Source organism: Aestuariivirga sp. (assembly GCF_046093005.1).
GTDB lineage: Bacteria > Pseudomonadota > Alphaproteobacteria > Rhizobiales > Aestuariivirgaceae > Aestuariivirga.
The window spans coordinates 1-3,839 of record NZ_JBJTER010000009.1; the positions used below are offsets into that span (position 1 = coordinate 1).

Sequence of the window (3,839 nt, forward strand, 5' to 3'; positions counted from 1 at the left end):
ATTCTTGAAATCATCATGGGCCGCGCCATGGGCCTGTGGGCGGATGACCAGCGGCTGATCGTGGCCGGCCACAACCAGGTCTGGGAATATGAAAACATCCTGATGCCCGGCCAGTCGCTGGAGGGCAAGGACCGCCACTTCATTCCCCGCCGCGCCACCACGACGGGCGATCTCGACATCCATGACATCGCGGTCGATGGCGACGGCCGCATCGTTTTCATCAACACGCTGTTCTCCTGCCTCTCCACCCTGTCGCACAAATATTCCTTCAAGCCGCTGTGGCGGCCGCCATTCATCTCGCGGCTTGCCGCTGAGGACCGCTGCCACCTCAACGGCCTTGCCATGCGCGACGGCAAACCGGCCTACGCCACCGCCACCAGCCGCTCGGACGCGGTGAACGGCTGGCGGGCCAGGCGCGCCGAGGGCGGCTGCGTGATGGACATCCAGGCGAATGAGATGATCACCGAGAAAATGTCCATGCCGCATTCGCCGCGCTGGCATGACGGCAAGCTGTGGGTCCTGGACTCGGGCTCCGGCTATCTTGGCACCATCGATCCGGCGTCGGGCAATTTCGAGCGCGTGGTGTTCTGCCCGGGCTTTCTGCGCGGCCTGGCGTTTCATTCGCATTTCGCGCTGGTGGGGCTTTCGCTGCCGCGCGATGGCTCGTTCTCCGGTCTGGCGCTCGACGGGGAGCTCAAGAAGCGCGATGCCGATGCCTGGTGCGGCATTCAGGTCATCGATCTCCGCAGCGGCGACATCGTGGAATGGCTGCGGTTCGAGGAAGGGGTCACCGAACTCTTCGACGTGGTGGTGCTGCCGGGCGTGCGCAACCCCGGCGCCACGGCCCCCACCGCGCCGGAGCTCTCGAAGCTGCTGTCGATCGAGGATCAGTAGGTCTGGCTGCTACTGGTTCTCGCGCACCAGCGCGTCCAGCCGTTCGACGTCGAGAATGCGAATCTCGCGATAGCCGATCTCGCAGATCTTCCGCTCCGCCAGCTCGCTCAGGAAATGATAGACCGTGGAGCGTGACATGTTGCTGGCGACGGCCAGTTCCTCCTGGGTCATGGGAATGGCCACCGGCGATGGCGGCAGATGGTTCAGCAGCCGGCCAGCGAAAGTGAGCAGGCGCGAATAGAGCCTGAGGCGCGGATCGACGATCAGCAAATCGACCGCGTGGAGCAGATATTCCTCCACGTTCCAGGCCATCAGATTGAAGAACACCCAGTCCAGCGCCGGCTCCGCCTTGAGCAATTCGGCAACCCGCGCCTGCGGCAGGGCCAGGAGTTCGGTTGGCCGCCGGGCCAGCACGGAGATAATGCGCGGGCGGCGGCCCAGCGCCGCCGGCTCGCCGAACCAGCGGCCGGCGAACATCACATGGGCGTTGACCACGCCCTGCACGGGATGCGGAATGGCGATCACCGCGCAACCGGAGACCAGGCAGTAGATGTCGGTTGCGGCATCTTCCATATCGAACAGCATGCGGTTTCTTGGCAGCGAGACCAGCCGCATGCGTGAACAGACCAGGTCCTGGGTGCGGCGGTCGAACTGGGCGAGCCACCGGCTTTTCCTGGCCACCTCAACGGCGTCCGCTAACTGCATAAATCCTGATCAGCCCGGTCAAATTGCTCGCTCCAGTACAATTGATCCATCCGATCTTCGCTTATGTCAATGATACCGTAACCGCCGCTGTCATGGAGGAAGATCGATGCCTGACATCACCCGTAAAAGCCCGAGTCTCGCAAAGCGTCTGACCCTGCTTGCAGCCGGGTTGCTGGCCCTTGGCGCTGTGGCAACCACGGCCCAGGCCGACAGCCAGAAACCCAATATCCTGGTCATCTGGGGCGACGACATCGGCGGCTTCAACATCAGCGCCTACAACCGCGGTATGATGGGCTACCGCACGCCCAATATCGACTCGATCGCCGAACAGGGCGCCCTGTTCACCGACTGGTACGGCCAGCAGAGCTGTACGGCGGGCCGCGCCGCCTTCGTCACCGGCCAGTCGCCGATCCGTACCGGCCTCACCAAGGTGGGCCTGCCGGGCGCGCCCGAGGGCATGAAGGTTGAGGATCCGACCATCGCCGTCCTGCTCCGCGCGCGGGGCTACGCCACCGGCCAGTTCGGCAAGAACCACCTGGGCGACCGCGACGACATGCTGCCCACCAACCACGGCTTCGACGAGTTCTTCGGCAATCTCTACCACCTCAATGCCGAGGAAGAGCCGGAGAACCCGGACTACCCGCAGGATCCCGAATTCAAGAAGATGTTCGGGCCGCGCGGCGTCATCCACGCCTTCGCCAACCCGGACGGCACACAGAAGATCGAGGATACCGGCCCCCTGACGCGCAAGCGCATGGAAACGGTGGACGACGAGGTGACCGCCGCAGCCCTCACCTTCATGGAGAACGCTCACAAGGCCGGAAAGCCGTTCTTCGTGTGGTGGAACTCCACCCGCATGCACATCTTCACGCATCTCAAGCCGGAATCGGAAGGCAAGACCGGGCTTGGCATCTATGCGGACGGCATGGTGGAGCATGATGCCCATGTCGGCCAGTTGCTCGCCAAGCTGAAAGACCTGAAGATCGAGGACAGCACCATCGTGATGTACTCGACCGACAACGGCGCTGAAACCTTCACCTGGCCCGACGGCGGCACCACCATGTTCCGCGGCGAAAAGAATACGCAGTGGGAAGGTGGCTACCGCGTGCCGACGGTCATCAGATGGCCCGGCGTGATCAAGCCCGGCACGGTGATCAACGATATCGCCGCCCATGAAGACATGCTGACCACGCTGGTCGCCGCCGCGGGTAACCCAAACGTCAAGGAGCAGTTGCTCAAGGGCGCCAGCATCGGCGGCCGCGACTACAAGGTTCATCTTGACGGCTATGATCTGGGTCCCGCCCTCACGGGCCAGGCCGAATGGCCGCGCAAGGACTTCATCTACTGGACCGATGATGGCAGCGTGGCCGCGCTCCGCTACAACAACTGGAAGATCACCTTCCTGGAGCAGCAAGCTGAGGGCCTGAAAGTGTGGCAGGAGCCCTTCACGGTGCTCCGCGCGCCGAAGATCGCCAATCTCAGGATGGACCCCTTCGAGCGCGCCGAACACGAAAACGCCATGGGCTTCCAGCGCTGGTATCTGGAACGCATGTTCCTGATCGCCCCGGCCGGCGCCTATGTGGCCAAGTGGCTGCAGAGCTTCAAGGAGTTCCCGCCACGCCAGAAGCCAGGGAGCTTCAACCTCGAGCGGGTGATGGAAGCGGTGATGGCCACACAGCCGAACTAGCTGTCATCCAGGCGGCACGCTCTCGCCATGCCATGGCTTGACCGTGGCATTCTGCCAGCAGCACCACGCTTCTCATCATGCCACGGCTTGACCGTGGCACCCTGCCAGCAGCACCCCTCTTCACGACATGCCACGGCTTGACCGTGGCATCGCCGAGGCGCCAGCGCCCATGACGATGGCCGGGTCAAGCCCGGCCATGACGAGAAGTGGGGACCGCTTGAACCTGGCATCCTGCCAGCAGCAGCACCCTTCTCGTCATGCCACGGCTTGACCGTGGCATCGTCGAGGCGCCAGCGCCCCTGACGATGGCCGGGTCAAGCCCGGCCATGACGAGAATTGGGGACCGCTTGAACGTGGCATTCTACCGGCAGCACCACTCTTCTCGTCATGCCACGGCTTGACCGTGGCATCGCCGAGACGCCAGCGCCCATGACGATGGCCGGGTCAAGCCCGGCCATGACGAGAATTGGGGACGGCTTGACCGTGGCACCCTACCAGCAGCACCACTCTTCTCGTCATGCCACGGCTTGACCGTGGCATCGCCGAGGCGCCA

3 protein-coding genes are annotated in these 3,839 nt (G+C 63.8%); 2 read left to right on the plus strand and 1 reads right to left on the minus strand.

The genetic code is table 11. The annotated features are described in order from the left end of the window. The coding region (locus ACKOED_RS00470; protein ID WP_408914612.1) for a TIGR03032 family protein at window positions 1–894 on the plus strand (894 nt) is incomplete at its 5' end. Between the two features lie 9 nt (window positions 895–903). On the opposite strand, the gene ACKOED_RS00475 is transcribed toward ACKOED_RS00470, so the two are convergent. Continuing rightward, window positions 904–1,599: a Crp/Fnr family transcriptional regulator gene (locus ACKOED_RS00475; protein ID WP_408914613.1), complete on the minus strand. Its 696-nt coding sequence runs from the start codon at window positions 1,597–1,599 to the stop codon at window positions 904–906. Between the two features lie 106 nt (window positions 1,600–1,705). On the opposite strand from ACKOED_RS00475, the gene ACKOED_RS00480 reads away from it, so the two are divergent. After that, window positions 1,706–3,286 (plus strand): arylsulfatase, encoded by a 1,581-nt coding sequence (locus ACKOED_RS00480; RefSeq protein WP_408914614.1) that lies wholly within the window; start codon window positions 1,706–1,708, stop codon window positions 3,284–3,286. Window positions 3,287–3,839: the final 553 nt, after the last annotated feature.